Origin of the sequence: Pseudomonas sp. MWU16-30323 (genome assembly GCF_020515595.1) — a bacterium.
GTDB classification, from domain to species: Bacteria; Pseudomonadota; Gammaproteobacteria; order Pseudomonadales; family Pseudomonadaceae; genus Aquipseudomonas; species Aquipseudomonas yamanorum.
Genome location: NZ_JAIWYM010000067.1, coordinates 1 through 3,113, shown reverse-complemented (window position 1 = coordinate 3,113; position 3,113 = coordinate 1). Strand labels below are relative to the sequence as shown.

The 3,113-nt window shown below is 51.4% G+C and carries 1 rRNA gene; it reads right to left on the bottom strand.

The features are described 5' to 3' along the window. Window positions 1-164: 164 nt before the first annotated feature. Window positions 165-3,058, bottom strand: a 23S ribosomal RNA gene (locus tag LIY45_RS30370). Window positions 3,059-3,113 lie beyond the last annotated feature (55 nt).

Sequence of the window (3,113 nt, the reverse complement as noted above, 5' to 3'; positions counted from 1 at the left end):
GGGTACTGAGTCGTGACCAGTTGGTCTCGCTTCAGCAAATTGGGTATGTGATAGCTTTCGGTGTTTTGTGAGATTCGAACTTTCGGTTCGTTTCGTCTTCACACACCGCAATCTGGTGCTCTTTCGCTTTTCAGCTCGAAGCATACAAATTGCTTGGGTGTTATATGGTCAAGCCTCACGGGCAATTAGTATTGGTTAGCTCAACGCCTCACAGCGCTTACACACCCAACCTATCAACGTCGTAGTCTTCGACGGCCCTTCAGGGAACTCAAGGTTCCAGTGAGATCTCATCTTGAGGCTAGTTTCCCGCTTAGATGCTTTCAGCGGTTATCTATTCCGAACATAGCTACCCGGCAATGCCACTGGCGTGACAACCGGAACACCAGAGGTTCGTCCACTCCGGTCCTCTCGTACTAGGAGCAGCCCCTCTCAAATCTCAAACGTCCACGGCAGATAGGGACCGAACTGTCTCACGACGTTCTAAACCCAGCTCGCGTACCACTTTAAATGGCGAACAGCCATACCCTTGGGACCGGCTTCAGCCCCAGGATGTGATGAGCCGACATCGAGGTGCCAAACACCGCCGTCGATATGAACTCTTGGGCGGTATCAGCCTGTTATCCCCGGAGTACCTTTTATCCGTTGAGCGATGGCCCTTCCATACAGAACCACCGGATCACTAAGACCTACTTTCGTACCTGCTCGACGTGTCTGTCTCGCAGTCAAGCGCGCTTTTGCCTTTATACTCTACGACCGATTTCCGACCGGTCTGAGCGCACCTTCGTACTCCTCCGTTACTCTTTAGGAGGAGACCGCCCCAGTCAAACTACCCACCATACACTGTCCTCGATCCGGATAACGGACCTGAGTTAGAACCTCAAAGTTGCCAGGGTGGTATTTCAAGGTTGGCTCCACGCGAACTGGCGTCCACGCTTCAAAGCCTCCCACCTATCCTACACAAGCAAATTCAAAGTCCAGTGCAAAGCTATAGTAAAGGTTCACGGGGTCTTTCCGTCTAGCCGCGGATACACTGCATCTTCACAGCGATTTCAATTTCACTGAGTCTCGGGTGGAGACAGCGCCGCCATCGTTACGCCATTCGTGCAGGTCGGAACTTACCCGACAAGGAATTTCGCTACCTTAGGACCGTTATAGTTACGGCCGCCGTTTACCGGGGCTTCGATCAAGAGCTTCGCGTTAGCTAACCCCATCAATTAACCTTCCGGCACCGGGCAGGCGTCACACCCTATACGTCCACTTTCGTGTTTGCAGAGTGCTGTGTTTTTAATAAACAGTCGCAGCGGCCTGGTATCTTCGACCGGCATGAGCTTACGGAGCAAGTCCTTCACTCTCACCGGCGCACCTTCTCCCGAAGTTACGGTGCCATTTTGCCTAGTTCCTTCACCCGAGTTCTCTCAAGCGCCTTGGTATTCTCTACCCAACCACCTGTGTCGGTTTGGGGTACGGTTCCTGGTTACCTGAAGCTTAGAAGCTTTTCTTGGAAGCATGGCATCAACCACTTCGTCATCTAAAAGATAACTCGTCATCAGCTCTCGGCCTTAGAATCCCGGATTTACCTAAGATTCCAGCCTACCACCTTAAACTTGGACAACCAACGCCAAGCTGGCCTAGCCTTCTCCGTCCCTCCATCGCAATAACCAGAAGTACAGGAATATTAACCTGTTTTCCATCGACTACGCTTTTCAGCCTCGCCTTAGGGACCGACTAACCCTGCGTCGATTAACGTTGCGCAGGAAACCTTGGTCTTTCGGCGTGGGTGTTTTTCACACCCATTATCGTTACTCATGTCAGCATTCGCACTTCTGATACCTCCAGCAAGCTTCTCAACTCACCTTCACAGGCTTACAGAACGCTCCTCTACCGCATCACCCGAAGGTGATACCCGTAGCTTCGGTGTATGGTTTGAGCCCCGTTACATCTTCCGCGCAGGCCGACTCGACTAGTGAGCTATTACGCTTTCTTTAAAGGGTGGCTGCTTCTAAGCCAACCTCCTAGCTGTCTAAGCCTTCCCACATCGTTTCCCACTTAACCATAACTTTGGGACCTTAGCTGACGGTCTGGGTTGTTTCCCTTTTCACGACGGACGTTAGCACCCGCCGTGTGTCTCCCATGCTCGGCACTTGTAGGTATTCGGAGTTTGCATCGGTTTGGTAAGTCGGGATGACCCCCTAGCCGAAACAGTGCTCTACCCCCTACAGTGATACATGAGGCGCTACCTAAATAGCTTTCGAGGAGAACCAGCTATCTCCGAGCTTGATTAGCCTTTCACTCCGATCCACAGGTCATCCGCTAACTTTTCAACGGTAGTCGGTTCGGTCCTCCAGTTAGTGTTACCCAACCTTCAACCTGCCCATGGATAGATCGCCCGGTTTCGGGTCTATTCCCAGCGACTAGACGCCCTATTAAGACTCGCTTTCGCTACGCCTCCCCTATTCGGTTAAGCTCGCCACTGAAAATAAGTCGCTGACCCATTATACAAAAGGTACGCAGTCACAGAACAAAGTCTGCTCCCACTGCTTGTACGCATACGGTTTCAGGATCTATTTCACTCCCCTCTCCGGGGTTCTTTTCGCCTTTCCCTCACGGTACTAGTTCACTATCGGTCAGTCAGTAGTATTTAGCCTTGGAGGATGGTCCCCCCATATTCAGACAAAGTTTCTCGTGCTCCGTCCTACTCGATTTCATGACTAAGAGATTTTCGCGTACAGGGCTATCACCCACTATGGCCGCACTTTCCAGAGCGTTCCGCTAATCTCAAAGCCACTTAAGGGCTAGTCCCCGTTCGCTCGCCACTACTAAGGGAATCTCGGTTGATTTCTTTTCCTCAGGGTACTTAGATGTTTCAGTTCCCCTGGTTCGCTCCATACACCTATGTATTCAGTGTAAGGTAACCATCTTATGATGGCTGGGTTCCCCCATTCAGACATCTCCGGATCAAAGTCTGTTTGCCGACTCCCCGAAGCTTTTCGCAGGCTACCACGTCTTTCATCGCCTCTGACTGCCAAGGCATCCACCGTATGCGCTTCTTCACTTGACCATATAACCCCAAGCAATCTGGTTATACTGTGAAGACGACATTCGCCGAAAATTCG